General features: G+C 40.1%; 32 protein-coding genes. 19 read left to right on the top strand and 13 right to left on the bottom strand.

The annotated features are described in order from the left end of the window. The first annotated feature begins 79 nt into the window (after window positions 1-79). From JG734_RS05910 to thiS, 7 genes are read left to right on the top strand one after another with little or no spacing between them, the layout of a single operon-like run. A complete protein-coding gene (locus JG734_RS05910; RefSeq protein WP_201332378.1) occupies window positions 80-865 on the top strand; it encodes an HlyD family efflux transporter periplasmic adaptor subunit in 786 nt (261 codons plus the stop codon). Continuing rightward, a complete protein-coding gene (locus JG734_RS05905; RefSeq protein WP_201332377.1) occupies window positions 862-2,586 on the top strand; it encodes a molybdopterin-dependent oxidoreductase in 1,725 nt (574 codons plus the stop codon). Before JG734_RS05910 ends, JG734_RS05905 begins: the two co-directional genes overlap by 4 nt. Next, a complete protein-coding gene (locus JG734_RS05900; protein ID WP_201332376.1) occupies window positions 2,576-3,763 on the top strand; it encodes an aspartate aminotransferase family protein in 1,188 nt (395 codons plus the stop codon). Before JG734_RS05905 ends, JG734_RS05900 begins: the two co-directional genes overlap by 11 nt. Continuing rightward, window positions 3,760-4,935 carry a TolC family protein gene (locus JG734_RS05895; protein ID WP_201332375.1) on the top strand — a complete coding sequence of 392 codons (1,176 nt, stop codon included), beginning with the start codon at window positions 3,760-3,762 and terminating at the stop codon, window positions 4,933-4,935. The genes JG734_RS05900 and JG734_RS05895 overlap by 4 nt, the downstream gene beginning before the upstream one ends. Further along, window positions 4,932-5,924, top strand: coding sequence for an SAM-dependent methyltransferase (locus tag JG734_RS05890; protein WP_236586808.1), 993 nt, complete (start codon window positions 4,932-4,934; stop codon window positions 5,922-5,924). Before JG734_RS05895 ends, JG734_RS05890 begins: the two co-directional genes overlap by 4 nt. A 31-nt stretch (window positions 5,925-5,955) precedes the next feature. Further along, window positions 5,956-6,519 carry an ankyrin repeat domain-containing protein gene (locus JG734_RS05885; protein WP_201332374.1) on the top strand — a complete coding sequence of 188 codons (564 nt, stop codon included), beginning with the start codon at window positions 5,956-5,958 and terminating at the stop codon, window positions 6,517-6,519. Next, a complete protein-coding gene (thiS, locus tag JG734_RS05880) occupies window positions 6,497-6,697 on the top strand; it encodes a sulfur carrier protein ThiS (RefSeq protein ID WP_201332373.1) in 201 nt (66 codons plus the stop codon). Before JG734_RS05885 ends, thiS begins: the two co-directional genes overlap by 23 nt. On the opposite strand, the gene JG734_RS09485 is transcribed toward thiS, so the two are convergent. The 3 genes from JG734_RS09485 to acpS form a co-directional block, all read right to left on the bottom strand. Continuing rightward, on the bottom strand, window positions 6,698-6,823 hold the full coding sequence (locus tag JG734_RS09485; RefSeq protein ID WP_255531372.1) for a hypothetical protein: 126 nt from the start codon (window positions 6,821-6,823) through the stop codon (window positions 6,698-6,700). It lies immediately after the preceding gene. An 80-nt stretch (window positions 6,824-6,903) separates the two neighbouring features. After that, window positions 6,904-7,092: a hypothetical protein gene (locus JG734_RS05875; protein WP_201332372.1), complete on the bottom strand. Its 189-nt coding sequence runs from the start codon at window positions 7,090-7,092 to the stop codon at window positions 6,904-6,906. A gap of 37 nt (window positions 7,093-7,129) precedes the next feature. Continuing rightward, window positions 7,130-7,477 carry a holo-ACP synthase gene (acpS, locus tag JG734_RS05870; protein WP_201332371.1) on the bottom strand — a complete coding sequence of 116 codons (348 nt, stop codon included), beginning with the start codon at window positions 7,475-7,477 and terminating at the stop codon, window positions 7,130-7,132. Between the two features lie 49 nt (window positions 7,478-7,526). Here acpS and JG734_RS05865 point away from each other — a divergent pair, with 49 nt between their 5' ends. Beyond that, window positions 7,527-8,318 carry an ABC transporter permease gene (locus tag JG734_RS05865; RefSeq protein WP_201332370.1) on the top strand — a complete coding sequence of 264 codons (792 nt, stop codon included), beginning with the start codon at window positions 7,527-7,529 and terminating at the stop codon, window positions 8,316-8,318. Here JG734_RS05865 and JG734_RS05860 read toward each other — a convergent pair whose 3' ends face one another. The 5 genes from JG734_RS05860 to JG734_RS05840 are packed head-to-tail and all read right to left on the bottom strand — an operon-like array spanning window position 8,319 to window position 11,598. Then, complete coding sequence (locus tag JG734_RS05860) at window positions 8,319-8,585, bottom strand: hypothetical protein (protein WP_201332369.1); 267 nt, start codon at window positions 8,583-8,585, stop codon at window positions 8,319-8,321. Between the two features lie 9 nt (window positions 8,586-8,594). Continuing rightward, the gene (gene radA, locus JG734_RS05855; protein ID WP_201332368.1) at window positions 8,595-9,935 is read right to left on the bottom strand and encodes a DNA repair protein RadA; all 1,341 of its coding nucleotides are present in this window, start codon (window positions 9,933-9,935) and stop codon (window positions 8,595-8,597) included. A gap of 1 nt (window position 9,936) precedes the next feature. Then, a complete protein-coding gene (locus tag JG734_RS05850; protein ID WP_201332367.1) occupies window positions 9,937-10,182 on the bottom strand; it encodes a hypothetical protein in 246 nt (81 codons plus the stop codon). Beyond that, window positions 10,166-11,026: a signal recognition particle-docking protein FtsY gene (gene ftsY, locus JG734_RS05845; RefSeq protein WP_201332366.1), complete on the bottom strand. Its 861-nt coding sequence runs from the start codon at window positions 11,024-11,026 to the stop codon at window positions 10,166-10,168. The genes JG734_RS05850 and ftsY overlap by 17 nt, the downstream gene beginning before the upstream one ends. Then, window positions 11,026-11,598, bottom strand: coding sequence for a TlpA disulfide reductase family protein (locus JG734_RS05840; RefSeq protein WP_201332365.1), 573 nt, complete (start codon window positions 11,596-11,598; stop codon window positions 11,026-11,028). The genes ftsY and JG734_RS05840 overlap by 1 nt, the downstream gene beginning before the upstream one ends. Window positions 11,599-11,663: 65 nt before the next feature. Between JG734_RS05840 and JG734_RS05835 the strand changes: the two genes are divergently transcribed. Both JG734_RS05835 and rny read left to right on the top strand, forming a co-directional pair. Then, window positions 11,664-12,278 carry a 5-formyltetrahydrofolate cyclo-ligase gene (locus JG734_RS05835; protein ID WP_201332364.1) on the top strand — a complete coding sequence of 205 codons (615 nt, stop codon included), beginning with the start codon at window positions 11,664-11,666 and terminating at the stop codon, window positions 12,276-12,278. Beyond that, window positions 12,190-13,758: a ribonuclease Y gene (gene rny, locus JG734_RS05830; RefSeq protein WP_201332363.1), complete on the top strand. Its 1,569-nt coding sequence runs from the start codon at window positions 12,190-12,192 to the stop codon at window positions 13,756-13,758. Before JG734_RS05835 ends, rny begins: the two co-directional genes overlap by 89 nt. Here rny and JG734_RS05825 read toward each other — a convergent pair. Both JG734_RS05825 and JG734_RS05820 read right to left on the bottom strand, forming a co-directional pair. Beyond that, window positions 13,755-14,633, bottom strand: a complete 879-nt coding sequence (locus JG734_RS05825) for a cation diffusion facilitator family transporter (RefSeq protein ID WP_201332362.1) — start codon at window positions 14,631-14,633, stop codon at window positions 13,755-13,757. The genes rny and JG734_RS05825 overlap by 4 nt on opposite strands. A 2-nt stretch (window positions 14,634-14,635) precedes the next feature. Beyond that, on the bottom strand, window positions 14,636-15,178 hold the full coding sequence (locus tag JG734_RS05820) for a hypothetical protein (RefSeq protein ID WP_201332361.1): 543 nt from the start codon (window positions 15,176-15,178) through the stop codon (window positions 14,636-14,638). A 79-nt stretch (window positions 15,179-15,257) separates the two neighbouring features. Here JG734_RS05820 and cmoB point away from each other — a divergent pair, with 79 nt between their 5' ends. Genes cmoB through JG734_RS05805 form a run of 3 tightly spaced genes read left to right on the top strand, consistent with a single transcriptional unit; the run spans window position 15,258 to window position 16,892 of the window. Beyond that, window positions 15,258-16,166, top strand: coding sequence for a tRNA 5-methoxyuridine(34)/uridine 5-oxyacetic acid(34) synthase CmoB (gene cmoB, locus JG734_RS05815; protein WP_201332360.1), 909 nt, complete (start codon window positions 15,258-15,260; stop codon window positions 16,164-16,166). Next, window positions 16,163-16,513, top strand: coding sequence for an arsenate reductase family protein (locus tag JG734_RS05810; protein ID WP_236586807.1), 351 nt, complete (start codon window positions 16,163-16,165; stop codon window positions 16,511-16,513). Before cmoB ends, JG734_RS05810 begins: the two co-directional genes overlap by 4 nt. Then, window positions 16,476-16,892: a hotdog domain-containing protein gene (locus tag JG734_RS05805; protein WP_236586806.1), complete on the top strand. Its 417-nt coding sequence runs from the start codon at window positions 16,476-16,478 to the stop codon at window positions 16,890-16,892. The genes JG734_RS05810 and JG734_RS05805 overlap by 38 nt, the downstream gene beginning before the upstream one ends. On the opposite strand, the gene JG734_RS05800 is transcribed toward JG734_RS05805, so the two are convergent. After that, window positions 16,885-17,478 (bottom strand): MBL fold metallo-hydrolase, encoded by a 594-nt coding sequence (locus JG734_RS05800; RefSeq protein ID WP_201332359.1) that lies wholly within the window; start codon window positions 17,476-17,478, stop codon window positions 16,885-16,887. The genes JG734_RS05805 and JG734_RS05800 overlap by 8 nt on opposite strands. A gap of 21 nt (window positions 17,479-17,499) precedes the next feature. Between JG734_RS05800 and JG734_RS05795 the strand changes: the two genes are divergently transcribed. From JG734_RS05795 to thrC, 6 genes are all read left to right on the top strand, one after another. Next, window positions 17,500-18,318, top strand: a complete 819-nt coding sequence (locus tag JG734_RS05795; protein WP_201332358.1) for a ferritin-like domain-containing protein — start codon at window positions 17,500-17,502, stop codon at window positions 18,316-18,318. Between the two features lie 115 nt (window positions 18,319-18,433). Further along, the gene (locus JG734_RS05790; protein ID WP_201332357.1) at window positions 18,434-19,561 is read left to right on the top strand and encodes a DegT/DnrJ/EryC1/StrS aminotransferase family protein; all 1,128 of its coding nucleotides are present in this window, start codon (window positions 18,434-18,436) and stop codon (window positions 19,559-19,561) included. A 47-nt stretch (window positions 19,562-19,608) separates the two neighbouring features. Next, the gene (locus tag JG734_RS05785; RefSeq protein WP_236586805.1) at window positions 19,609-20,490 is read left to right on the top strand and encodes a tetraacyldisaccharide 4'-kinase; all 882 of its coding nucleotides are present in this window, start codon (window positions 19,609-19,611) and stop codon (window positions 20,488-20,490) included. After that, window positions 20,453-21,307 (top strand): acetylglutamate kinase, encoded by an 855-nt coding sequence (gene argB / locus JG734_RS05780; protein ID WP_201332356.1) that lies wholly within the window; start codon window positions 20,453-20,455, stop codon window positions 21,305-21,307. Before JG734_RS05785 ends, argB begins: the two co-directional genes overlap by 38 nt. Window position 21,308: 1 nt before the next feature. Beyond that, entirely contained in the window at window positions 21,309-21,611 is a 303-nt protein-coding gene (gene cutA / locus JG734_RS05775) for a divalent-cation tolerance protein CutA (RefSeq protein ID WP_201332355.1), read from the top strand. A 32-nt stretch (window positions 21,612-21,643) separates the two neighbouring features. Then, on the top strand, window positions 21,644-23,110 hold the full coding sequence (gene thrC / locus JG734_RS05770) for a threonine synthase (protein WP_201332354.1): 1,467 nt from the start codon (window positions 21,644-21,646) through the stop codon (window positions 23,108-23,110). On the opposite strand, the gene JG734_RS05765 is transcribed toward thrC, so the two are convergent. Continuing rightward, entirely contained in the window at window positions 23,107-23,877 is a 771-nt protein-coding gene (locus tag JG734_RS05765) for a magnesium transporter CorA family protein (protein WP_201332353.1), read from the bottom strand. The genes thrC and JG734_RS05765 overlap by 4 nt on opposite strands. Next, window positions 23,858-25,807: a ribosomal protection-like ABC-F family protein gene (gene abc-f / locus JG734_RS05760; RefSeq protein WP_201332352.1), complete on the bottom strand. Its 1,950-nt coding sequence runs from the start codon at window positions 25,805-25,807 to the stop codon at window positions 23,858-23,860. Before abc-f ends, JG734_RS05765 begins: the two co-directional genes overlap by 20 nt. Between the last annotated feature and the right edge of the window lie 45 nt (window positions 25,808-25,852).

The raw sequence follows: 25,852 nt of genomic DNA, 5'->3' as shown, positions 1-25,852 counted from the left end.
GCATTTTGATAGCATTGAAATATTTATCCATCTACAACAAGTTGTAGTAAAATATCTTTACTACTTCAAAAGGGAGTATATGCGACTACTTTTTTTGATGGTTTTGCCTTTGATGCTCATAGCAAAAGTCCATAGTGTTAAGGTGGAACCACTGCAAATCTATCATATCAAAGCGGCTGCAAGCGGCGAAGTTGTTTTTAGTGACTATACAAAAGAGTCACAAGTGGTGCATGATGCAGTAATTGTTGGCATTGATGACAAGATCGATCGTGCCACACTTAAAAATATTCAAAAAAAGACTAATAACCTTCAATCAATCATCAAAATCACGAAAGACTCTTTGCAGACAGCTGCGGCAGTCATGCAGATCAAAAGAGAAAATTATGAGCGCATTAAAAATCTCTCCACAAAACCTCGCTATGAGAAGAATATGCGCCAAGCTGAATACTTAGCAGCGCGTCAAAACTATCTCGCTACAAAAGAGAAACTCGATAACCTCTTGATGCAGTTGGCTGATTTGCAGCTACAGCTTACAAAAACCAAAGATGTGATAAGCAAAAAGAATCCCAAAATTTCTGGCTATGTTTATAATATCTACCCTAGGGTTGGTGATTTTGTAGCTATGGGAGCGCCTTTAGTAGATGTAGCCGATATTACAAAAGCAAAAGTGACTCTCTATCTGAGCCCCCAGGAGATCGAGGGGATAAAAGAGAAAAAGATTTTTATAAATGGCAAAAGAGTTGTAGGGGAATTTATTACTTTACATCGCATTACAGATACCAATTTTATTACGCAGTATAAAGCAGAAATTGCAATACCTGCTCCCAAAATTTTTGGAAAAATAGTAAAGGTGGAGATTAAATGAAAACTGCATGTCCTTTAGATTGTTATGATGCATGTAGCGTCATCTATAATGGAAAAGAGCTTAAAGGAGACAAGGGTCACCCTTTAACAAGAGGGCATCTTTGCTACAAGCTCAATCACTACTTCGATTATCCTCAAAGCACCACTGCACGCTTCAAAGGCAAAGAGATAACCCTTGATGAAGCTCTCGATATTTTAGAGGAGAAGATTAAAGAGTCAAATGAGATTCTCCATTTTCGTGGTAGTGGCAATGTAGGCAAGATGCAAGCTGTCACTGATCTTTTCTTTAGTGCAATTGGAGCAACTCTTACCGAAGGAAGCCTCTGTGATGCAGCGGGGCAGCTAGGTATCAAGCAGGGAAGAGGGAAAAATCTCATTCTTCCTTTAGAGCAGATTCAAAAGAGTGAGCTAGTTATTGTGTGGGGGAGAAATATCGGCTATACCAACCATCACATTCTTCCATTTTTAGAGGGTAAATCTCTTGTAGTAATCGATCCGGTGCGTACGAATCTGGCAAAAAATGCTGCTATGCATCTGCAGATTACTCCACGTTCCGACCTTGAGCTAGCCTGCATTCTTGCCCGATTTGTCTATATGCAAAATAGAGAGGATGAAGCATTTATAGAAAAGCATACGCAAGATTATAGTTTCTATGTAGACTTTATCCGCAGTTATCGCATGGTGCCTACCACTGATAAAATTGGCGTAGATCTTGTGGATATCGCAACACTTGCTGAACTTATGATGGATATGAAAACGGTCATTTTGGTAGGTAATGGTGTGCAAAAGTATGCTCATGGCACTGAAGTAGTCAGAGCAATAGATAGTTTGGCTGCGATGCTTGGTCTTTTTGGCAAAGAAGGATGTGGAGTAAGCTTTTTGGGTGATACATCTGCTGGATTGGATGATCCTTTTGCAGTCAAAGCCAAACGGGTAGCAAAACCCTTGGTTGATTTTGGAGCATATGATTTGTGTTTCATTCAAGGCAGCAATCCAGCAGTCACTATGCCAAATAGTGCAAAGGTGAGAGCTGGACTGCAAGAGAGCTTCACTGTTGTTTTTGGACTTTATGAAGATGAGACTGCCAAGATGGCAGATCTTTTTATTCCAGCCAAAAATTTCTTGCAAAAAAACGATATACGCTTTAGCTATGGGCATGAGTATGTTGAGCTGATGCCAAAGCTTGAGGAAAATGAGAAGGCGCTGAGTGAATATGAGTTTACAAATGCAATGATGAACCGTTTTGGATTGGGGGAATTAAAACCAGAGCAAGAATACATCGATCACTTTCTTAAGCAGCTCAAAAAAAGAGGCGAATACTATCTTTTGCCAAGTTTTGAGGAGGTGCCCTATCAAGAGGGTTTCGAAGAGCCTTTTTGCTTCATCGATGAGGTTGAGGATGAGTCAGATCTCATTACAAATGAGTATCATCTCATTACACCAAAAGCCAAAAATGCTATCAATTCACAGTTTAAAAGAGACCCATACCTCTATGTGCCACTCTCAAGTAAACTCCATGATGGTGATAGGGTAGAAGTGGTGAGTGAATATGGAAAACTGGAAATGGAAGTGAGGCTCCTTGCAGAACTGCGCGATGACTGTATCCTCGCCTATAGTGGAAGTGCGATCAACTATGTCACTCCTGATCGTGCAGATAACTGGGGATATAATGCGATCTTTCAAGATGTCAAAGTTTCAATAAGGAAAGTCAATGAATCTTAAAGAGATGGATCTGCAGTATGTTTTGCATACATATGCAAGAAATTATGTCAATTTCAAATATGGCAAAAATGCAACGCTTTTTGATGAAGAGAACAAAGACTATATCGATTTTACTAGTGGTATAGGTGTTGTGAGTGTTGGACATGGGAATAAGAGATTGGCTGATGCAATATGTGATCAAGCAAAAAAGATTATTCATATCTCAAATCTCTATCTCATTGAGCCACAAGCACTTTTAGCAAAGAGACTCGTGGAGCTGAGTGGCTACGATATGAGGCTCTTCTTTGCCAATAGTGGAGCCGAGGCAAACGAGGGGGCTATCAAGATAGCTAGAAAATATGGTGAAGTAGATGATGAGATTAAACGCTACAAAATTATAACACTCAAACACTCATTTCATGGCCGTACAATTACTGCACTCAAAGCAACAGGCCAAGAGGCTATGCATACATATTTTGGTCCATTTCCTGACGGATTTGTCTATGCAGAAAATCTTGAGCAGATTCCTTCACTTATCGATGAGAAGACAGTTGCAGTGATGATAGAGCTCATCCAGGGAGAGGGGGGAGTAGAGCCCCAAGATAAAGTTGCTGTTCAAGAGCTTGCAAAATTTCTCAAGCAAAAAGATATCTTGCTTATAGTTGATGAGGTACAGACGGGGATTTATCGCACCGGTGAATTGCTAGCAAGCAATCTCTATGAAATAGAACCAGATATCATCACCCTTGCAAAGGGTTTAGGTGGAGGTGTGCCAATAGGTGCAGTGATGACAAGACTCAAAGATATTTTCAAACCAGGTGATCATGGAAGTACCTTTGGAGGTAACTACTTAAGTACGCGTGCAGCATTAGAAGTTGTGAATATGCTAGAAGAGTACAAAGCCAGTGGAAAACTCGATCAGAAGATGATCTATTTTGAAGAGAAGCTCAAAGAGATTGCAAAAGGGTTTGGAGATATATTTGTCAAAGAGGTAGGAATAGGCTTTATGCGAGGACTGCGTGCAAAGAGCAGCAAACTCCAAAGTCAGATCATCAATAAGGCATTTGATAAGAGGGTGCTTATCCTCAAAGCTGGGCGCAACACAGTGAGATTCTTGCCACCTCTGACTATTACAAAAGAGGAGATTGATGAAGGGATTGAGAGATTCAAAGAGGCATTGGTGGAGCTAACGTCTTGAAAAGAGTACTCTTTTTCTTGCCCTTGTTGCTCATAGCAGATGATAGCTGGCTTGCAAGTATCCAGCAAAAAGAGCTTCAAATAGAGAGAGAAAGAGCAGTTGTAGAAGCAAAGAAGTTACGAGATAGCTGGATCAATCCTATTCAGATGAGCTATCGCTATCAAGAAGGCAATCAGTTTCCCAATCAACTTCTTAAAACCTTCACCATAACACTTGAGCAGCCACTTTTTAAAAGTGGTGGAATCTGGGCTGCAATACTCTATGCAGATGCTACAAAAATAGCAAATGTGAAGAGTGTTGATAAAAAGCGGCGTCAACTTGTTTTCCAAGCTATTGCCCTAGCAACACAGTATAAAATTTTGGATCTGCAGATAAAAAAGCAACAGTTGGCACTAAAAAATGCATATCTCGATATCAAAATCAAAAGAGAACAGTATCTGCATGGTGAGCTAGATAGCACCTTCTTAGATAATGCAATTATGAAAAAAAACAGTGCTAAGCTGCAAGTGATAAATCTTGAAGACCAAAAGAGAGAGGTTGCGAGGAACTTTGCAAAAATCAGTGATACTAACATTGATAACCTCAAACTGCCAAACTTTCAGCTCATAAAAAAGGAGTATTACCTTTCACATAATTATGACCTGACAATTGCACAAGCAAGCATACAAGCGAGCAAATATAACAGATGGATGCAGGTTGCTCGCTACTTGCCTACTGTTTCTGTTTTTGGATCATACAACTACCAATCAATGCAAGGAAGTCTCTATGTTCCGGGATATAGGTATAGTGACTACTTTTATACCTACGGATTTGCAGTGAGTATGCCGCTTTTTGATATCAATTCTTTGAAAAATATCGAAATTGCCAAACTCGACTACCTCAAAAACCGTGTAGGGTATGCGATAACGCAAAGAGACAAAGAGATGGAGTTTGCTAAAGTCGAAGACAAATTGCAAAAACTGCAAGAGCGCATGGCTTTGGCAGATGAAGATATAGCCCTCTACAAAGATCTAGTCAAAAAGACAAAAGATTTAGTAAAAGCTGGTGAGAAGACGACCTATGATCTAGAGATTTTGCAAAATTCATACAAGATACGTCTTCTTGATAAAGAGATCTATCAACTTCAAAAGCAGCAGATTTTACAAAATATCTATAAAGAGATGCATCCATGATTCCCTTTAGTCAGTTTTTCTATCAGTGGCTCTATGGTGAGGGTGGATACTATACAAAACCTTTAGAGATTGGAAAGAGCGGAGACTTTTTTACAGCTGTGAGTGTCTCACCGCTTTTTGGAGGAGCGATTGCAAATCACATCTATAAACAAATACAAAATGGAGTACTTTCACATGATGCTACAATCTTTGAAGTAGGAGCACACAGAGGCTATCTCTTGGCTGATATTGTACAGTTTCTCTATACTTTCGATCCATCTCTTATAAAGCGTCTGACTTTTGCAATAGTTGAGCCATTTACTCATCTGCAAAAGATCCAGCAAGAGTATTTCAAACAAAGTTTTGGCAATACAGTAAAGCTAGAGCACTATATATCGCTCAAAAATGTAAAAAAGAAACAGGGTTTTGTTGTAGCCAATGAGATCTTTGATGCATTTCCTTGTGAACTCTACTATAAAGGCAAAATGGGATATGTCAAAGAATTTCAGGTAGTTTGGGATGAGTGTGAAGAGGATATTGCCTCCATTGCACATAAATATGGAATACAAAAAGGTGAAATTAGTCGCGGATTTGGCTCTTTTGCAAAGCAATTAGCGCAAGCTTTTGAGAAAGTAGAATTTGTCGCTTTTGATTACGGGGATTTGGAGCATCGCAACGAATTTTCTTTGCGTATATACTATGAGCACCAAGTCCATCCCTTTTTTGAAGAGGGACTAGATATTAGCAAATATTACAAAAAGAGCGATATTACCTATGATGTACATTTTGCTTACCTCATAGACTCTTTTGAAGAGGCAGGATTTGAAAAAGTTGCATACAAAACACAACTTGCAGCACTCGTTGATTTTGGAATTACTGAGCTTTTAGAAAAGATTATGCAAAGCAAGGGATTTGAAGTATATAAAAGGGAGCTTGAAAAGGTTAAAATATTAATAGCTCCCAATCAGATGGGAGAGCGGTTTAAGATGGTAAATATTATTAAACAATAATTTTTTGCTATAATAAGTACAAGGAGCAAAAATGAAGAAAATTCTACTTTTTTTAGCAGCTTTAACCTTCGTACTTGCAGATAGTGTCAATGGATGGGGAAAGCTCCATGAAGCTATCTATAAGGGTGATTTGGAAAAGGTAAAATACCTCGTAACTTATGGAGCAGACATCGAAAAGAGCTCAAAAGCCGGCATCACACCCCTTATAATGGCAGTGAAGATGCGCAATCTCCCCATTGTGAGATATCTTGTAGAGCATGGGGCAGATGTAGATGATGAGGATCTCAACGGCATGACACCGCTGCACTATGCAGTAGGGCAAAGAAGATACAAGATAGTCTACTATCTTATCAAACATGATGCAGATATCAATGCTAAAAACAGATACGGTATCACTCCTCTCCATCAGGCTGCATTTATGGGAGATATAAAGCTTATCGATTACCTTATCAAAATGGGTGCCAATCCAAATCTAAAAAATGCATTAGGCATGAATCCTTGTCAGCTTGCTTATGCAAAACACAAATTTTTAGTGGCAAAATATATGGAGCCATTTACCAAAGGAGAGTGTATTGTTGATAACAATAAACGGTGAACAAAAAGATATTGCACCAAATAAGAGCATAGCTGATATTTTAAAAGATTTAAAAATTGAAGATAAAGTTATGGCGGTTGCAGTGAATATGGAGATTGTCAAAAAAGAGGATTGGGAAAAGTTTACGCCCAAAGAGGGCGATAAGGTTGAGTTCCTTGGCTTTACAGGTGGGGGATGATTACTTCTTTTTAACCTGTTTTATACATGTAGCGGTATAGTTTATTTTTGGTGAAGCGACGATCATTGTAAATGGCTCTTTTCCAGTATACTTGCCATCTTTGAATACCAAAGCGATGTGCTTCATACCTTTTGCACTATTTTCATAAAAATAGAGACTATTTTTTGTACCAGTTTTTGTAAATTTCTCTCCGGTTACATCGACGATCAGGTTATCTTTTTTGTATAACCAAAGCCAAACTTTTTAATATTCTCTTTTGTTAGTGGAATCTTTTTGATTACTTTAAAATCTTTATCTAGAACCGCACTTGTAGCACATACGTATTGGCCATTTGGAAGTTCGCTGGCAACTAAACTTACAGCTGCTATGAATGAGGCAATGATCAATTTTTTCATCTATATCCTTTTTATTGTATAACAGATTGTAACATATTTAGACAATGAGTACTGCACAGACTGCATATTCGCCATCATGAGAGATAGAAAGAGCTATTTTTTTAATCCCAAAAACTTGGTCTTTATTATTAAGAAGTATCGCTTTTGGAGCACCTCTTTCATCTTTAGATAGAAGAATATCATGAAATGCAAGGTCTTTGCCTATACCACAGCCAAGAGCTTTGGCGATTGCCTCTTTTGCTGCCCACACACCTGCAATAGATTCGCTCCGTTTGAAAGTCTCTATCTCACTGGGGAGCATAAAACGCTGCAAACCCTTATGACCAAAACGCTCTCTCATCTTCTCAATACGCTCTATTTTGATCAAATCGATTCCAATATACATAATCAAAGCCTTTTTTTGTTAAAATAGCGCAAAAGTTAGAGGGCTATGCATGCAGAGTATATTGTACTATATGGGGCTTCCTTTTGTCTCATTTTTCCGCTCATTAGAAAAATTTGGTGCATTTATCATTTTTGAAATAAAGCTCTTGCCTCTCTATTTCAAGCCGCCATTGCGTATGCATGAGATTTTACAGCAGATCGACTCAGTGGGAGTTGGATCACTCTTTGTTATTTCACTCACAGCTATTTTTACAGGTCTTGTAGAAGCGATCCAGCTCTATCACGGTTTCCATAAATTTGGTGCAGAGAGTTTCATGGGCTATACGATTTTTGTCTCTATATCCAAAGAGCTTGGTCCTGTTTTTGGCGCTTTGATGCTTGTATCGCGTGCGATAAGTGCTATGACTGCAGAGCTTGGAACGATGCGAGTAACAGAGCAAATCGATGCTATAGATACATTAGCCATTGATAGTAGAAAATATCTCTTGATTCCTCGTATAATTGCTACAACTATCTCTACGCCGGTACTTGTCATCATATTCGTTTTTTTGGCAAATATCGCTGCATACCTCATATCTACTGTAGCACTTGGAGTCAATCCCACTGAATACAAAAACACAATCACAACCTATCTTGAATTTAGTGATATTGGTACTGGTGTGATCAAAGCAGTAGTTTTTGGCTATCTTATCAGTATCATTGGGACGTATATTGGTTATTTTACACGAGGTGGTGCAAGAGGAGTAGGAATTGCAACTACCAAAGCAGTCGTCTATGCCGCTATGACAATATTTGCAGCCAACTACTTCCTCTCTAGCCTCTTTTTGTTTCTTGATTGGTAGCTAGTCACACTTTTTTATACCAAGAGAGGCTAGTAGCTCTTCAAAGAAGGGTCCAGCCTTCTTGTCATAATCATCATGAAACTCGATCACATACTCTCCAGTCTCAACAGTTGCTGGCTCAACGGTAATTTGCGGGGAGATATGGTATTTGGCTATGAGATCATTGACAAGATTGCAGATCTTTTTCTTCTCTTCAATACTTGTATAATCTATCTCAAGTCTTGCGTAGCGCTCCTCCATAGCCATGTGTGCTCTACAATTTTTCATAACTGCTCCTTACATCCAGTCTATAATTTTTTCGACGCTATCAACTACAAATGTTTTGAGAGGAATTTTTTGCAAAGGTTTTGAAGGCACAATTGCTTTTGTAAACCCTTGCGAGGCAGCCTCTTTGAGACGCTGATCAAGCATCATCACATCACGAATATCACCAGTGAGTCCCACTTCACCCAAAAAGAGCGTTTCTGCGCTCAGCGGCCTATTGCGAAAACTACTGAGAATTGCTGCAATGACTGCTAAGTCGGCTGCAGTTTCACCTATTTTGATACCTCCTGCGATATTGACAAAGACATCATACTGATTGAATGGGAGCTCTAACTTTTTTTCTAACAGTGCCAAAAGCATCGTGAGCCTTGAAGCATCAAATCCTGTAGCACTCCGCTTTGGAGTAGGGTAGCCACTCTCAGCAACTAATGCTTGCACCTCCAAAATTATAGGTCTTGAACCCTCCATCACAACAGTAGCAGCAGAGCCTGCAGTTGTATGCTTACGATCAAAGAAACGCTTAGCAATGTTTTTGGCGCTCACCAGCCCCTTTTTAGTCATCTCAAAGATCCCTACTTCACTAATACTACCAAAGCGGTTTTTAAATCCTCGTAAAAGGCGTAGTTCTTTGGAGCTATCACCCTCAAAGTAGAGTACAGTATCTACCATGTGCTCAAGTACCCTAGGTCCTGCAATGGCACCCTCTTTGGTGATATGGCCTATGATAAAGATTGGCAGTTTTTGAGCTTTTGCTAAACGCATAAGCTCAAAAGTTACGGCTCTTACTTGACTGACTGAACCAGGGGCTGAAGGAATTTCATTGGAGTAGATTGTCTGAATGGAGTCTATGACCAAAAGATCATACTGCTCGCTTTGCACATGTGCGATGATGTTTTCTAATATTAGTTCATTCATGAGGTAGAGATTTGGATGGTTTGCCTCTATGCGATTGGCGCGTAGTTTGATCTGACCTGATGACTCCTCTGCACTCACATAGAGCACTTTTTTTCCATCTTTTGCTAAGTTTGCACAGACTTTAAGAAGTAGTGTAGACTTCCCAACTCCTGGGCTTCCTCCAACAAGTACTAGTGAGCCTGTGACGAGACCACCACCAAGCACAAGATCAAGCTCATCAATATGTGTGGAGACGCGCTCAACCCTATCCTCACCAATATCTGTGATGGCTTTTACCTGGGATGGAGAGGCTTTAGCTAACTCTTTCGTAGCTTCGATCTGCTCTTTTGTGAGTTCTATGAAGCTATCCCATGCACCACAGTTGGTGCATTTTCCCATCCATTTGCTACTTTGGTAGCCACATGCCTGGCACTCAAAAAGAGTCTTTTTCTTTGCCATATTATACTTCTATATTTGTGATGATCATCTCTAAGAATTTCTCATTGAAAACTATGCCAAGCAGATAGCGCCATACAACAATAGTTAAAACCATCAAAACAATATAAATAATTGCGATAAATTTGTGCTTCGAAAAATCGAAGTTTTCATAGCGAAAACGCATATATAAAAACCCCACATAAAAAAATATAATGACAAAAACACCAAGCCAAAAGAGTAGCTCTAAATGACTATGCAAAAATTGCATCTAAAATCGTATCCACATACTCATTTGGATCAAAGGGAACAAGATCTTCCATCTTCTCCCCAACTCCTACATACAAGATCGGCAGTTGGAGCTTATTTGAGATACTCAAGAGTGCCCCACCTTTTGCCGTCCCATCAAGTTTTGTCACAATAATGCCATCTACTCCCACCATCTCATTGAAAGCCTCAGCTTGATTGATGGCAGAGTTTCCCTGGGTTCCATCGATGACGAGGAGTTTGCGATGTGGTGCTCCTAGCATCGCTTTGTCACATACACGCACGATCTTTTTGAGCTCTTGTGCAAGATTTGACTGGGTATGGAGGCGTCCTGCAGTATCGATGAGGACATTATCGATATTTTTTGCTCTTGCTTTGGCGATAGTATCATATGCTACTGCACTTGGATCGTGCCCCTGTTTGCTAGCTACTATTGGGACTCCAAGTTTTTGGGCCCAGCGTGAGAGCTGCTCGATCGCTGCAGCGCGAAAGGTATCTCCTGCACCTAAAATCACGCTACGACCTTCCTGTAAGTAGCGATAGGCGAGTTTTGCTATAGTTGTAGTCTTGCCTGCTCCATTGACGCCGATGATGAGCTCTACAAAAGGCTTGACATCGATCTCTTTTGTTGTGGCTGGTTTAAAGAGAAAGAGGAGCTCATTTTTTAATGCTACACGATTGACTTTAGATGGGAGAGAGTTGACGATTTTCTCAACAAGGTCATATTCCACATCAGCTTCAAGAAGGACATCCTCTATCTCCTCAGGTGTTGCATACTCTTTTTTTTCTACATTCTCTTCTATATTTTGGACAGTTTTTTTAAGCGCTTTTTTTATAAATCCAAACATCACTCTCCTTCAACTCTTTGCATATCTGCAACTATCATCTCATAAGGAGCTGCTCCTAGATAGTGTACGAAATATTTACCATCAACAAAGATTATTGTCAAGGGAATTGGCATAGTTGCAGGAGCTTGTACCATTGGATAGAGCCGTTTAGCAAGTTCTTGGTTTTCTTTGATATTGGTAGAGACAAAAAAGTCTATCTTCTCATCCTTTTTAAACTTATCTATATCGTTCGTATGATCAAGCAGTATTCCGATTATTTGCATATTTTTAAACTTTTTGGCTGCAGCTTCAAGCTCAGGGATCTCAGCTTTACACGATGGACACCATGTAGTAAAGAAAAGAAGTGCTACGACTTTTTTGCTATTTGGTATCTTAATCGCGTTGTTTTTGATCTTCAGTGCAATTGTACTGTTTGTATCGCGAAGAGTAAATGTAGAGCGTAGAGGTTTAGGTTTTGGCTTTTGCACACTCTCTTGCTTTGCTTGTTGCGTTTTTGTATGCTCTTCGTGCTCTTTTTTCTGGCATCCTGTTATAATAAAAATGGCAAGAAGAAAGGGTATGAAAATTTTCAAGTCTTATCCCTTTTCTTTTAATTATATGCAAAGAAGGCTTAAAAGTGCGTTGGACGAAGGGTCAATTGAGACAAAAATGCAAAAAACTGCTCTTGCAAAGTGGAGCAAGATCGTATGATCGCTCAAAAATAAATCAGATATTAAAGAAGTTGATTGCACTCTCAAAGGCACGTAATATTTTACTCTATATTCCAATGGAGCATGAAGTAGATATAAGTGCGCTTTTTAAAACTCTGCGGCGTAAAGTAAACTTATTTGTCCCCTTTATGCAAGGGCAAAGTTTCAAGGTGGTAAAATATCGATTACCGTTGCAGCAAAAAAGATTTGGTATAAAAGAACCAAAAAATTCAAGATTTCAACGTAATATAGATTTGGCTATTGTTCCCGTTATCGGGGTAGACGGGAATTTTAGAAGAGTTGGCTTTGGTAAAGGTATGTATGATAGATATTTTGCCACTGTGCCAAAGAGGCCTCTAACTGTTTTTGTACAGCAAAAAGCGTGCATAACAAACAAACAGGTTACCGATAGATACGATGTTTTAGGCGATTTGTTGATTACCCCGCAAAAAATAATAATACGAGGGGATAGTGATGTGGGTAGAATTATTGGTAGGAAGCTCTGCCGCCATTATAAGTGGCGCTGCAGGGTATTTCGCAGCAAAAAAGATAGAAAAAGATAAATTCCGCATCTATGAAGAGCAGGCAAAAGCAAAAGCAAAAGCGATAGAGCATGAAGCACAAATAGTGCTCAAAAATGCTCAAGTAAAAGTCAAAGAGAGTGAACTAGCTCTCAAAAAAGACTTCGAAAATAAGCTTGAAGAGCTTAAAAAAGAGTATGATGACCGTTTTAGTGAATTGATGGAAAAAGAGATGTCTTTGAAACAGATGTTCAAAGACGAACTCAAGCACATTACTCTTGAAAAGCAGGAATTAAAAGAAGAGAGAGAAAAGATCAATGCACTTCGCGAGGAGTATGAGCGCCTCAAGGCTGAATATCAAGAGAAATACAACGAAGTTATGGAAGCATTGCAACTACAAGCTGGCCTCACAGCCCAAGAAGCAAGAGAGCTTATCTTGCAAAAGGTTGAGGAGGAGTCTCGCACAGAGATCGCCAATATTGTGCGCAAATATGAAGAGGAGGCCAAGAGAGAAGCAAAAAGACGAGCTAATTATATCATTGCCCAGGCGACTACACGTTTTGCGGGGGAGTTTGCAGCTGAGCGCCTCATAAATACTGTCAATATTCCAAGTGATGATATAAAAGGGCGCATCATCGGAAAAGAGGGTCGCAATATCAAGACTCTCGAGATGCTTTTGGGCGTGGATATCATCATCGACGATACTCCAAATGCCATTATTTTGAGTTCTTTTAACCTCTATCGCAGAGCAATTGCCACAAAAGTGATCGAAAGACTCGTAGAGGATGGCCGCATTCAGCCAGCACGCATAGAAGAGATTTATGAGAAGGTCAAGGAGGAGTTTGACCAACAGCTCTTAGAAGAGGGTGAAGAGATTGTGCTTGAACTTGGAATTGGGCAGATGCACCCTGAGCTCATCAAGCTCATAGGACGTCTCAAATTCCGTGCAAGTTATGGGCAAAATGCCCTCGGCCACTCTCTTGAGGTTGCACATTTGGCTGGCATCATGGCTGCTGAGATGGGTGGCGATGAGGTTCTAGCTAAACGGGCAGGTCTTTTGCACGATATCGGTAAAGCGCTTACTCATGAGTACAGTGGAAGCCACGTGGATCTTGGAGCAGATGTGTGTAGACGCTACAAAGAGCCTGATGTTGTTATCAATGCTATCTATGCACATCATGGCCATGAGGAGCCACGAAGTATCGAAGCTGCTGCAGTGTGTACTGCAGATACTCTCAGCGCTGCGAGACCTGGTGCAAGACGCGAAGTCCTTGAGGCATTCCTCAAGCGTGTCCAGGCAATCGAAGAGATAGCTCTGAGCAAACCGGGCGTGAAAAAAGCATATGCTATCAATGCTGGACGTGAAGTGCGTGTCATTGTCAACGCTGAGCTTGTGACTGATAATGAAGCAGTACTTTTAGCTAAAGAGATAGCAAAAGATATTGAGGGCCAGGTACAGTATCCAGGTGAGATCAAAGTCAATGTTATTAGGGAGCAGCGCGCAATTGAGTTTGCGCGTTAATCCTCGTGTGGTAAGTCATCATACGGATCAAGATGGATAGTGATATGCCATTTTGAGTTAGGATCTAACTTCTTGATAGCATCTTCGATCCTATCTGATACTGCATGCGCATCGAGAAGCGAAATCTCTGGAGTAAAGACTACATGCACATCTACAAAATTTGTGTCTCCGCTTCTGCGAGTTTTAAGATAGTGGTAATTGGTTACCTCTGGTTGTGAAGTTATAACTTTTTTAATTTTTTCTACAGTTTCATCTTCAAGCGAAACATCCAAAAGCATCAAAGTTCCCTCTTTGATTAGCTCATACGCCTCTTTGATGATGTAGATCGCAATAGCTATACCAAAGACACCATCTATCCAGTGCCAATTTGTAAAATAAATAACAGCCAAAGAAAGAAGTACAGCAGCATTGCTAAAGAGGTCGGTTTTATAGTGAAGTGCATCAGATTTAACAACCATATTGTTTGTCTTTTTCGCTACATAATTGAGAAAAGTTACCAAAAATCCTGTTAGAACTATCGATATGATCATTACTACTATCGATGCATCAAGATATGCAATTTTTTCCTTTGTAATGATGTTGTGGATACCTTTGTAGAGGATAAAAAGACCAGAAATGGTAATAATAGTCCCCTCTATTACTGCAGCAAGTGCTTCAATTTTTCCTAGACCGTAGTTAAATTTCTCTGTTGGTGCTTTTTCAGCTTTTGAAATTGCAAAATAGTTAAACATCGAGACTGCAATATCAAGTATTGAGTCTATAGCACTTGCAAGAACAGCAGCTGATCCACTCAATATCCCCACAATAAGTTTGATAATGACAAGAATAGTCGCTACAATACTTGCTACTACCGTCGCTTTCTTTTGCAGGGTCATATCTATCCTTGGAAATTTTTTGATAATTGTATATGAAGTTGGCTTAAGATCTTATCTACATACTTTTCCATCAATGTATGAGAGTGTTCACACTTTTGTGGAGCAAAGTTATCGCTTACTACTTTGATAATAGTTAATGGCACAGCAAATCTTTTGGCTACCTCCACAAGTGCACTCGCTTCCATATCAGCTAAGGTTTTGAGAGGCTTGGATGCTGGAATATCTACTGTAGTGCAGGCAGCTTGGTGGAGGTTTGTCTTTGGCGATATATGAAATACTTTATGCGTACAACTATCTATAATCTTTTTTATTTCATAGATTCCCGCCTCTTGTCCGGCAGCATAGCCAATATTGACAAGTGGTTCTCTCTCTTTTGCTAAAGCATATGTAGCAGCACTCGCAGCTGCAATACGTCCAATGCCACTAATGATGAGGCGAAAATGGCTATTGTGGTAGAGTAAAAAGGGCTCTTTTTCAAATGGTCGGAGCTGAAGAGCATCTATAAATGGCAGAGCCTCCTGTTTCGTGGCAAAGAGCAAGAGCATAGTAGGCCTTTGCAAAAATATAATCAAGATTGTAACAAAATTGATTATAATTGCTAAAAAAATTGAAGCTGGATAGAGGATGGATATAGAAAAGATAAAAGAGGAGCGAAAAAGGTGGCTAGAGTGGAAAAATATCGCTCCTTTAAGAGTAATGTTGCATGAGTTGCCTGAAGTTGAAGCCAAAATTTGTTTAGGCGATATTATCAAAATCGAAGCTGATGTGGATGAAAATATACAAAAAAAAGTGCAAAACATTGCCTGGGCGATGCGACCATGGCGTAAGGGGCCTTTTGAGGTTATAGGCACATTTATCGATAGTGAATGGAAGAGCTTCATCAAATACAATCTCTTAGAACCTTATTTTAATCTAGCAGATAAAGATGTCGCAGACGTGGGATGCAATAACGGTTATTATATGCTGCGCATGCTCACACACAAGCCCCGTTCTTTAACAGGTTTTGATCCATCGCCTCTTTTTAAGACGCAATTTGATTTTATCAATCATTTTGTAAAAAGTGATATAGTATATGAACTTTTGGGAGTAGAGCATCTTCCATATTATGGCAAAAAGTTTGATACAATCTTTTGCCTTGGTGTTATCTATCATCGTAGCGATCCTATCGCAATGCTCAAAGGTATAAAAAAAGCGCTCAAAGAGGGTGGAGAGCTCTTTTTGGATAGTTTCTATATCGAAGGAGATGAGCCAGTGGCTTTGTGTCCTGCAACTACTTATTCTAAAATTCCAAATGTCCACTTTGTCCCAACAATTAAAGCGTTGCAAAACTGGTGCGAAAAGGCAGGACTATATGATTTTGAAGTTTTGGCTACAAAGCCAACCACATTTGAAGAGCAAAGAAAAACTGATTGGATTTTGGGAGAGAGTTTGGAAAACTTTCTCGATCCCCAAGATCTGAGTAAAACTGTTGAGGGCTATCCAGCTCCAAAACGAGTCTATATACGTGTAAAAAATAGAAAGGAGAAGAGATGATAAAAGTGTATGGTATCAAAACTTGTGGAAGTGTCAAAAAGGCGTTGAAGCTATTAAATGAGTGCGGAGTGGAGTATGAGTTTGTCGATTTTAAAAAAGAGCCTGTAGGATGTGACAAGATTGATAGTTGGCTCAAAAAAGTCTCCATTGATAAACTCTTCAATACAAAAGGAACAAAGTATCGCCAGTTAAAACTCAAAGAGCTCAACCTCGATGAGAATGGGAAACGAGAGTGGCTTTGCAAAGAGAATCTTCTTATCAAAAGACCTGTAATAGAGCTAGATAATGGTGAAGTGATTGTAGGATTTGATGAAGAGCTCTACAAAAAAGAGTTTTGCGATGCTTAAAACCCATCTCAAAATCGATAGAGAGCTTTGTGGGGAAATAGTGGAGCTCAAGCCCGGCTATGCGAAAGTTGTGCAAAAAACAAGCCCCAAAATGGCAGCTGATGAGGAGGGCCTCGTGCATGGAGGCTTTACTTTCGGAGCTGCAGATTTTGTAGCTATGGTAGCTGTGAATGAGCCAAATGTAGTGCTCATTGCAGCTGAGGTGAAGTTCAAAGCTCCTGTAAAAGTGGGAGATGAGGTAGTCTATGAAGCAAAAGTGCTCGAGAGTGAATATCCAAAAGCGCAAGTGGAAGTACGCGCTTTTGTAGGTGAAGTTGAGGTGATGCAAGGGGTTTTTAAAACCTATGTAACCCTAAAACATGTATTTGCAGTCAGATAGCGCGTAGCCAGTAATCGACAAACCTTTGCTCATCTGCAATAGTTGTGGGCTCTCCATGCCCTGGATAGACCGGTTTATCATAGGGAAGTGATTTAAATCTTTCAAGACTTTTGCGCATTGCTTCTGGATCGGAGTACGGAAAATCTACCCTCCCGATGCTTCCACGAAAAATAAAGTCTCCACTACACCAAAAATCCCCAAAATCGATCACGCTACATCCTGGAGTGTGACCTGGAAAATGCAAAAACTTTAGCTTGACTCCATCTATTTCAATCTCCTCATCACCACTCACTTTAATATCAGGAGTGCATTTTGGCACCTGTATGCCAAATTGGTCACTTTGAAGCATGAAGCTATCCTCTTTGTTGATGACGATGGGAATATCGAGCTGCTCTTTGAGCTCGGCATTGCTCCAGACATGATCAAAATGACCATGTGTATTGAGAATTGCCACAGGATTTTTGACGTGAGAAAGTACCCATTGGGTAGCCCCGACTCCGGGGTCTACTATGAAATCCTTGCCATCAATTGATACAATATAGCAATTAGTTTGATACTGTCCCATTGGTTGGTATTGTATTTGCAAAATAGCTCCTTAAGGATAGTAATGGAATTTTTTCAATCAGTTATCACGGCACTTCAGTGTGTTGATCCGCATCAAAAGATAGAGCAGTGTAGCAAAATTTATAAAAATTTCGCAAGATATGATTTTGCAATGAATGCTCCTGTGTATGCATGGAAGGAGCCTTCATTTACAGCCTTTTGCACAGTAGTAGATCCGCAGAAGGTTCCAAGGCGCAAGCGATTTGATACGAAAGAGGGTAGAGCAATACTGCTGCATGCAATTGCTCATATTGAGTATAGTGCTATCGATTTGGCTCTTGATGCAGCACAAAGATTTCGCAATCTTCCTCAAAAGTTCTATAGTGACTGGATCAAAGTAGCCTATGATGAGTGCCGGCATTTTCTCATGATTGAGAGGCTTTTGCATGAGCTTGGATACAGATATGGAGATTTTCCAGTCCATAGCGGGCTCTATGATGCAGCAAAAGCTACGCCAACGCTCATTGGCCGCATGAGTGTGGTTCCGAGATATCTGGAGGCAAATGGATTGGATGCAAATCCAAAAATCATCCAAAAACTGGCTCCTTTCAAAGATCCTTTTGCACAAAAGATCCGTGAAGCACTCAATATCATTTTGCAAGAAGAGATCGATCATGTCAAACGAGGGGATTACTGGTTTCGTTGGGCTTGTAAAGTTGATGGAATTGATGACTTGATAGCTGAATATATGAAGCAGGTGGAGCGAGTCTATCCAGGAACGCTTCACTCAAAAAAGGATCTCAATATTGCTGCGAGGAAGGCTGCAGGCTTTGTCTGTGAAGAGATAGAGCTCCTTGCAAAGGATAAAATTTCTTGTAAATAATTATTATCTACTGTAAAAAAATATTATTATTAAGAGCCAGAGTTATATATAAAAGAATCATTTAAGCAAAAATTTAATAAAATAGATTTACGAAAATAACTAACCGGAGATAGCAATGAAGCACATACCACTATTTTCTGCACAAATTGGTGAGGAAGAGCAAAAACAGATAGACGAAGCCATACAGGGTGCCGATAAAGAGGCCGAACTCGAAGATGCATTTGCAGAATATATCGGCACAGACTATGCAATTGCTACTAGCAATGAGACTGCTGCACTCCACCTAGCAATGACTGCAATAGACCTCAAGCGTGGCGATAAGATCATATGTAGTGTCAATGATTATCCAAATGTTCCAGAGGTGGTGCGCCACTTTGATGCTGAACCTATTTTTGTCGATATTAATGAAGATGATTTCAATATCGATCTTGATACAATGGAAGCGATTTTGAGTAAAAACAAGAGTAAAAAACTCAAAGGTGCAATTATCAATCATGTGGCAGGACAGCCAACAGATCTTGATAGACTCTACGACATTGCAAATCACTTTGGTATTTTGATCATCGAAAACGCTGCCCACGCGATGGGAGCGACATATAATGGCGAAAAGATTGGTTCACTCAAAGCAGATATGACAGCATTTAGTTTTAATCCACATAGATATCACAACATTGCTAATGGTGGAATGCTCACAACTTTCAATGAAGAACTTGATTACAGATCGAGACTTCTGCGCCAAAATGCTATGATAAAAAAAGAGTGGGATGATCAGGGAACTTTAGGGTATGTATACGATGTAGTAGATATCGGTCTAGAGTATGAACAAAGCGGCATTGATGCAGGATTTAACATAGCGCAGTTGCAAAAAAATGATGAGCGTATTGCAAGACGTAAAGAAATTGCTGCAATATATCACAAAGAGCTTGCCAATACACCGCATATTACACTGCCAAAAGAGTTAAGAGACCATACCTATTCGCTCTTTATCATCAAAATTGACAAAAACAGAGACTCCTTTGCAAGAGAGCTCTACAAAAGAGGCATCGAGGTAGGCCTGCACTACATTCCATTGCACCTACTTAGCTACTACAAGCAAAAGTATTCGCTCAGAGTCAATGACTATCCAAAAGCATTGCGCAATTTTCAGCAGATCATGTCGATTCCAATTCATGCAGACATGAGTGATGATGATGTAGGATATGTCATTGAACAGATCAAAGAGGTGGCTCAATCAAGAGTATAGTAGCTTTCTTTGAGGAGAGCTTTTATGCTCCCTCATGGTACCATTGGATGGTGAGCATACTTGCATCTCCTCTTTCTCTTCTTTATTGTGCTACATCAATTTCTAAGAAACTATGCAAAAAGTATAATCCGCAGATCCCTGTCATAAGTATTGGAAATCTCACAGTTGGTGGAAGCGGAAAGACTCCACTCCTCATAGCTTTAGCAAAAGAGTATGAAGATGTGGCAGTCATTCTTCGAGGCTATAAGCGTCATTCAAAAGGCCTCGTGCAAGTGAGTAAATATGGGCAGATTCTCACTGATATAGCAACAAGCGGTGATGAAGCGATGCTTTTGGCAAAGTCTTTGCCACATGCAAGTGTCTATGTTTGTGAGGATAGAGTAAAAGCAATAAAAACAGCAATAGCAGATGGAGCGAAGACTATCTTTTTAGATGATGCATTTCACCACTGCATAAAAAAGTTTGATATTGTTATTGATACAAATCCGCCAAACCCTCTTTGCCTTCCTGCAGGTCCCTATAGACTACCAAGGTTTTTTATAAAATTTGCAGACGCTTTAGTTCAAGAAGGGAGAGATTTTTGGCGAAAAGTTACAATCAAAAATCCCACACAAAAGATGGTACTCCTCACAGCAATTGCAAACCCCCAAAGGCTTGATCTCTATTTGCCCAAAAATATTAAGAAATACCACTTTGAGGATCACCACTACTTTAGCGCTCAAGAGCTGGAGCAGATTTGGCAAAAAGAGCAGCCTACATCATTCTTGGTTACAAGCAAAGACTTGGTAAAATTAGAAAAATTTAACTATCCGCTCTCCCTTTTGGATCTAGAGATAGAGGTTTCACAAGAGTTACGAAAAAAAGTAGAAAAGTATATAAAGGATAGCGTCGATGCAAAAAAAGATACAAATAGTTCAAACACTCCTTGATGCTCTCCCTTTTATCAAGAAGTTTCGCGATCAAGTATTTGTGATCAAATATGGCGGAAGTGCGCAGACTGACCAAAAGCTCAAAGAGCAGTTTGCGCAAGATATACTTCTCCTCTACACAGTGGGGATCAAACCTGTAATCGTCCATGGGGGCGGCAAACGTATCACCGAGATTCTCAATCGTCTCCATATCGATACTCACTTTATTGATGGGCAGCGAGTTACTACTGAAGAGGTGATGGAGATTGTGGAGATGGTGCTCAGTGGTGATATCAACAAGGAGATTGTAAGTCTGCTTAATAACCACGGCGCGAAGGCTATAGGAATCAGTGGAAAGGATGCGCATTTTATCACAGCACGTCCTAAAGACTTTGAGAAGTTTGGCTATACCGGTATTATTGATCATATAGATCCAGCAGTGGTGCACAATCTATTGCAAGAGCAGTTTATTCCAGTTATTGCACCCATTGCTGCTAGCAATAAGATGAGTCATCCAGGATACAATATCAATGCAGATCTTTGTGCGAGCAAAGTAGCAGCAGCTTTGAAAGCCAAAAAGATCATTTTCCTCACCGATACTCCTGGAGTATTGGATAAAGAAGGAAAGCTCATATCAACACTCACCGAAGAGAAGATCAAACTCCTCAAAGCTGATGGAACAATCAGCGGTGGAATGATTCCAAAAGTAGATGCTTGCCTTGAAGCGATTGAAGGAGGAGTTGAAAAAGCCCATATCATTGATGGAAGAGTTGAGCATTCGCTACTTCTTGAGATCTTTACAAGCGAGGGTATAGGCACACAGGTGCTAGGAGGATAGGATGGTAGTAGTTTTATGCACTGCGCCAAATATGGATGAAGCCAAGACAATAGCCAAGATTTTGGTAGAAGAGAAGAGGGCAGCATGTGTGAGTATCATCCCCCATCTTACATCCATCTACTCTTGGCAAGGTGAGATTGTCGAAGATAGTGAAGTGCAAATGGTTATCAAAACAACTTCACTTGATAAAGTCGAAAATCGTATCAAAGAACTTCACTCCTATGAAGTTCCAGAACTTGTAGTGCTAGAGGTTTCGCATGGAAGTAGTGATTACTTGAAGTGGCTTGAAGAGAGTATAAATTGAGTATAATTGCATAAAAAATTCAAAGGGTATCGATGGAATTTGTTGAGACGCGAGGCAATGACGGTAATCATCCCAAAACTGTTTCATTTTCGGAAGCGATTTTAAATCCTAGTGCAAGCTTTGGTGGACTCTATGTCCCAAAGAGTTTGCCAACAATAGATGAAGTTTTTTTACAAAATCATCTCAATAGCAGCTATAAAGAGCTAGCATTTGCTATATTGAAACTCTTTCAAATCGATATAGAGAATGCACTTTTAAAAGAGGCGTTGGATCTGTATGATAAGTTTGATGATCCAAGTAATCCTGTGCCTGTAGTCAAAGTGGAAGAGAACCTCTTTGTCAGTGAGCTCTACCATGGACCTACGCGAGCTTTTAAAGATATGGCTTTGCAGCCTTTTGGGTACATTTTGGCAAAACTTGCGCAAAGAAGAGGAGAGAACTATCTCATCCTGGCAGCAACGAGTGGTGATACAGGTCCTGCAACTCTCGAGACATTCAAAAATAGGGACAATGTAAAAGTTGCTTGCATGTATCCAGCTGGTGGAACGAGTGATGTACAGCGCTTGCAGATGGTGACTGAAGATGGGAAAAATCTCAAAGTCATCGGAATTATAGGTAACTTTGATGATGCGCAGACAGCACTCAAAAACCTCCTTGCATCCCAGCGTTTCAAAGAGACTCTTGCCCAAAAAGATATCAAACTCTCAGCTGCAAACTCAGTCAATTTTGGTCGTATTATTTTTCAGATTATCTATCACATCCATAGCTATCTTGAGCTTGTGAGGCGCGGAGAAATTGGTATGGGCGATGCCACTAATATCATTGTGCCAAGTGGAAATTTTGGTAATGCGTTGGGTGGATACTATGCCAAGAAGATGGGCACACCTCTAGCAAAGATTCTCATAGCCTCCAATGCCAATAATGTCCTTACTCAACTCATCAATGAGGGGCGCTACGATCTGCGCAACAAAGAGCTCATCAAGACAAGCTCACCGGCTATGGATATCCTCAAATCCTCAAATATTGAGCGAGTGCTCTATGACAAATTTGGGCCAGAGCGAACAAAAGAGCTGATGGAGAGTCTCCAAGAACAAGGCTTTTATGAACTAAGCGTGGATGAGCTGCAGAGTCTTCGCGAAGATTTTGACGCTGATTTTACACTCGATAGTGAAGTCAAAGAGATCATCAAAGAGTACGCTCTACAAAAAAACTATCTCATGGATCCTCACACTGCAACGACTATTAAGCTGTATAAAAAATATAGCAGTGATAAAAATGTAGCTTACTCTACTGCAGAGTGGACAAAGTTTGCTCCAACTGTTCTCGTAGCGATTGAGGGTGAGAGGGGGGTGCGCGATCAAGAAGCTCTCGAGCGAATCTCTAAAAAGCTTGGTGTCAAAATCCCAGAGCCTATAGCTGCGCTTTTTCATAAGCCTATTGTGCACGATTTGGTCGTCCCAAAAGAGCAGATCGAAGAGGAGATTCTCCGCTTCCTCTAGCTCTTTTTCATGAGGCGCCAGATAAAGTAAACAAAAGGTATCTCAAAAATTACAAGAAAGAGAGTCACTTTCCATGTACCCAGCGGATCTTGGGTATAGGGAAGCCCTCCCGTATTCATACCAAAAAATCCGGTGACCAGTGTCATAGGCAAAAAGATCGCTGAGATTATTGTGAGAATGAACATTATCATATTCATCCGCTCATCTATTCTTGTGCGATAGAAACTGTAGAGATTATCAAGTTTTTCCATACCACTGCGACAAAAGCGCAAAGAGCGCTCAATATGCTCTTCGAGATCTTTATAGGCAAGCTCATCAATACGATCTTTGTAGTGTTTGATAAAGCGGCTAAAAGCTATCATCGCATGAGCCATGAGGCGTTCAATGAGTGAGAGCTCTTTCTTGATCTCTATCCAATCTTTTGCAAAATCTCCTTCATACGTATCTTCATAGAGCATATCTTCCATTTTCTCTATTTTTGTGTGAAGTCGTGAGATCTTTGCCAATATCTTATCAACTCTCACATCTAAAAAGTTGTGCAATGTTGCAAAGTCACCTAGTTGCACAAAATCTTTGGCACTGCGACAATACTCATACACATTCCCTTCTTTTATCAAGAATGCATAGCTAATAATCTTTACTTTATCATCTTTGATGTAGGGAAGGCGCAAGATAAATATCGCATACTCTTTTGTAACTTCAAAGTCGCTCGGATGCTCCGAATTGATAATATCATCGATGAGATATTTATTGATCTGAAATTTCATTCTCTATTTTTTCCTTTTTTTCTTCGAGATTAATATACTCTTCCATAAGTTTCTCATGCTCTTGCTGCAAAGCCTCAAACTCTTCAGAGAGTTTGAGAAGACCTTGCTCTTCGTAGCATGAAGGGTCGCTCAGACACTCATTGAGCTGGGCAAGTTTTTCTTCAAGCTCTTCTATGAGAGTAGGAAGCTCTTCTAATCTTTTTTGCTCTTTGTATGAGAGTTTTGGTTTTCTCTTTTTGATACGCTCTTTGGGAGGCTCTTTTTGAGAAGCGGTTATGAGGTTTTGAATATCTTCTAGCTCCTTTTCGATTGCAAGATATTCACTGTAGCTTTGGTATGTCTCCTCTATCTGGCCGTCTCCTTTGAATATGAAGAGCTTTTTAGCAATTTTGTCTACAAAGTAGCGGTCATGACTCACAAATATGACTGACCCTTGGAAATTTTGCAGATACTCTTCGAGGATATTGATAGTTGGAATATCGAGATCATTGGTAGGCTCATCGAGTATGAGACAATCCACATCTTTGGTAAAGAGAAGTGCCAAAGCTACGCGGTTTTTCTCGCCACCACTCAATGAGCCAATCTTTTTATCCAAAAACTCTTTAGGAAAAAGAAAATTTTTGAGATAACCATAGACATGCATACTCTTGCCACCCACTTGGACTCTGTCACCTCCATTGGGGCAGAAGGTTTCGATGAGATTTTTATCATCATCGAGCATGGAGCGGTTTTGATCAAAATAGCCTATTTTGATATCGCCTCTTTTTATCACTCCGCTATCTGGCTCCATTTGGCCTAGCAAAATCTTAAGAAGTGTAGACTTCCCAGCACCATTTTTCCCAACTATTGCGATGGTATCGCGCTGGAGTATGCGTGTGGTAAAATCTTTTATGAGTGTTTTGCCACCCAAGGTTTTGGAGATATTCTCAATCTCAAAGAGGACTTTTTTCTTGCTTACTCCATCTTCACGATTGAAGTGCTTCTTTTCTCTTTGGAGCTGGAGCTGGATCTTTTTGATCATGGCAGGATTTTTTTTCGCCTGTTCTCGGAGCTCCAAAACTCTCTTTTTACGTCCTTCATTTCTTTTCATTCTCGCTTTCACTCCGCGTCTTAGCCACTCCTCTTCTTGCTTGAGTAGGCGCAGGAGGTTTTCGTGCTGTTTTTGTAGATTTTGCAAGAGCTCCTCTTTTTGGTGCAGATAGTCACTATATCCACCTTTGAAGCTTCTAAGTTTGCAATCTTCTACTTCTACTACTCTTGTAGCGATATGGTCGATGAAGTAGCGATCATGACTCACAAAAATTAGGGTATAGTGCTCTTTGAGAATGAGCTCTTCCAAAAACTCCACCATATAGACATCGAGATGGTTCGTAGGCTCATCAAGAAGCAAGACATCCGGTTTTTGGAGCAAAAGTCCAGCCAGAGCCACTCTTCTTTGCTCGCCACCACTCAGCGAACTAACCAGCCTCTCTTCATACTCTTTGAGGCGAAACTCTTGCAAAATACGCTCAATTTTCTCTTCGATATTCCACGCATCGTGATAGTCAAGATAGTTATTGAGTTCGTTGAGTTGCGCAAGGAACTCTTGGTTTTGTGGATCTTGTGCTATTTTTTCGGTGAGCTCTTCATAACGCTTTTTGGCTTCATTTATCTCTTTGAGCTGTTCTAAAATCGCTTCTTTGACACTCAGATGCGCTTCAAATTGAGGGACTTGTGGCAGCATCTTGATAGTAATACCTTGGCGCACAAGACGCTCTCCTTCGTCGGGCTGTTCGATTCCAGCAATGATCTTCATGAGGGTTGATTTGCCGCTGCCATTTTTCCCAACGATTGCAATCCTCTCACCCTCATCAATAGTTATATCCACACTGCACAATATCTTTTGTGCCTCGTAGTTTTTCTTTATTCCAATGAGATCTATGAGAGTCATTGATGACCTTTTTAAATTAAATTGATAAAAAAATTAGTAAAGCCT

It is taken from the genome of Nitratiruptor sp. YY09-18 (assembly GCF_016593235.1).
Classification (GTDB): Bacteria; Campylobacterota; Campylobacteria; order Campylobacterales; family Nitratiruptoraceae; genus Nitratiruptor.
Note: the sequence above shows the minus strand (reverse complement) of the source record. Positions and strands in the feature narration are given on the sequence as shown.

Bases quoted from the DNA above. Each gene is read 5' to 3' on its own strand.
- JG734_RS05910 (WP_201332378.1), top strand. From the start codon at position 80: ATGCGACTACTTTTTTTGATGGTTTTGCCTTTGATGCTCATAGCAAAA.
- JG734_RS05905 (WP_201332377.1), top strand. From the start codon at position 862: ATGAAAACTGCATGTCCTTTAGATTGTTATGATGCATGTAGCGTCATC.
- JG734_RS05900 (WP_201332376.1), top strand. From the start codon at position 2,576: ATGAATCTTAAAGAGATGGATCTGCAGTATGTTTTGCATACATATGCA.
- JG734_RS05890 (WP_236586808.1), top strand. From the start codon at position 4,932: ATGATTCCCTTTAGTCAGTTTTTCTATCAGTGGCTCTATGGTGAGGGT.
- JG734_RS05885 (WP_201332374.1), top strand. From the start codon at position 5,956: ATGAAGAAAATTCTACTTTTTTTAGCAGCTTTAACCTTCGTACTTGCA.
- JG734_RS09485 (WP_255531372.1), bottom strand. From the start codon at position 6,823: ATGAAGCACATCGCTTTGGTATTCAAAGATGGCAAGTATACTGGAAAA.
- JG734_RS05875 (WP_201332372.1), bottom strand. From the start codon at position 7,092: ATGAAAAAATTGATCATTGCCTCATTCATAGCAGCTGTAAGTTTAGTT.
- acpS (WP_201332371.1), bottom strand. From the start codon at position 7,477: ATGTATATTGGAATCGATTTGATCAAAATAGAGCGTATTGAGAAGATG.
- JG734_RS05865 (WP_201332370.1), top strand. From the start codon at position 7,527: ATGCAGAGTATATTGTACTATATGGGGCTTCCTTTTGTCTCATTTTTC.
- JG734_RS05860 (WP_201332369.1), bottom strand. From the start codon at position 8,585: ATGAAAAATTGTAGAGCACACATGGCTATGGAGGAGCGCTACGCAAGA.
- radA (WP_201332368.1), bottom strand. From the start codon at position 9,935: ATGGCAAAGAAAAAGACTCTTTTTGAGTGCCAGGCATGTGGCTACCAA.
- JG734_RS05850 (WP_201332367.1), bottom strand. From the start codon at position 10,182: ATGCAATTTTTGCATAGTCATTTAGAGCTACTCTTTTGGCTTGGTGTT.
- ftsY (WP_201332366.1), bottom strand. From the start codon at position 11,026: ATGTTTGGATTTATAAAAAAAGCGCTTAAAAAAACTGTCCAAAATATA.
- rny (WP_201332363.1), top strand. From the start codon at position 12,190: ATGTGGGTAGAATTATTGGTAGGAAGCTCTGCCGCCATTATAAGTGGC.
- JG734_RS05825 (WP_201332362.1), bottom strand. From the start codon at position 14,633: ATGACCCTGCAAAAGAAAGCGACGGTAGTAGCAAGTATTGTAGCGACT.
- JG734_RS05820 (WP_201332361.1), bottom strand. From the start codon at position 15,178: ATGCTCTTGCTCTTTGCCACGAAACAGGAGGCTCTGCCATTTATAGAT.
- cmoB (WP_201332360.1), top strand. From the start codon at position 15,258: ATGGATATAGAAAAGATAAAAGAGGAGCGAAAAAGGTGGCTAGAGTGG.
- JG734_RS05810 (WP_236586807.1), top strand. From the start codon at position 16,163: ATGATAAAAGTGTATGGTATCAAAACTTGTGGAAGTGTCAAAAAGGCG.
- JG734_RS05805 (WP_236586806.1), top strand. From the start codon at position 16,476: ATGAAGAGCTCTACAAAAAAGAGTTTTGCGATGCTTAAAACCCATCTC.
- JG734_RS05795 (WP_201332358.1), top strand. From the start codon at position 17,500: ATGGAATTTTTTCAATCAGTTATCACGGCACTTCAGTGTGTTGATCCG.
- JG734_RS05790 (WP_201332357.1), top strand. From the start codon at position 18,434: ATGAAGCACATACCACTATTTTCTGCACAAATTGGTGAGGAAGAGCAA.
- JG734_RS05785 (WP_236586805.1), top strand. From the start codon at position 19,609: ATGGTGAGCATACTTGCATCTCCTCTTTCTCTTCTTTATTGTGCTACA.
- argB (WP_201332356.1), top strand. From the start codon at position 20,453: ATGCAAAAAAAGATACAAATAGTTCAAACACTCCTTGATGCTCTCCCT.
- cutA (WP_201332355.1), top strand. From the start codon at position 21,309: ATGGTAGTAGTTTTATGCACTGCGCCAAATATGGATGAAGCCAAGACA.
- thrC (WP_201332354.1), top strand. From the start codon at position 21,644: ATGGAATTTGTTGAGACGCGAGGCAATGACGGTAATCATCCCAAAACT.
- JG734_RS05765 (WP_201332353.1), bottom strand. From the start codon at position 23,877: ATGAAATTTCAGATCAATAAATATCTCATCGATGATATTATCAATTCG.
- abc-f (WP_201332352.1), bottom strand. From the start codon at position 25,807: ATGACTCTCATAGATCTCATTGGAATAAAGAAAAACTACGAGGCACAA.